Raw genomic sequence first — 407 nt, 5'->3', positions numbered from 1 at the left:
TGTAGGGCTAACCCGTGCCAATCAACATTTTTATGCGGATACCTATGCGCGGGGCGGCATTAACCAAGCGGGGGTTAGCCCAGAGCCATTTAACGCTTCGATCGAGAATTGGTCTTTTGTTGCTACCGACACGGATGCAACCCATTTTACCTTGCATGCCGATACTGCCGATTTTAGCTATGCGTTAACCTTAAAAAAGCAGGGACCCGCTATTTTGCATGGTGAGCAGGGTGTCAGCGTAAAATCGTCTGCAGGCCAAGCCTATTATTACCTAAGTTTGCCTTTTCTATTGGTGTCGGGATAGATAAAAATAGGGGATGAGCAGTTAGCCGTAACCGGTGACGCCTGGCTGGATCGGGAATGGAGTAGCCAGCCATTAGCGGCAAATCAGCTGGGATGGGATTGGT

The 407-nt window shown here is 49.6% G+C and carries 1 pseudogene; it reads left to right on the top strand.

From position 1 onward, the window contains the following. Positions 1–58 precede the first annotated feature (58 nt). A pseudogene (locus V0R37_RS21850) lies at positions 59–407 on the top strand (lipocalin-like domain-containing protein); the annotation flags it as partial.

Source organism: Pollutimonas rozaliensis (assembly GCF_048751585.1).
Classification (GTDB): Bacteria; Pseudomonadota; Gammaproteobacteria; order Burkholderiales; family Burkholderiaceae_B.
Note: the sequence above shows the minus strand (reverse complement) of the source record. Positions and strands in the feature narration are given on the sequence as shown.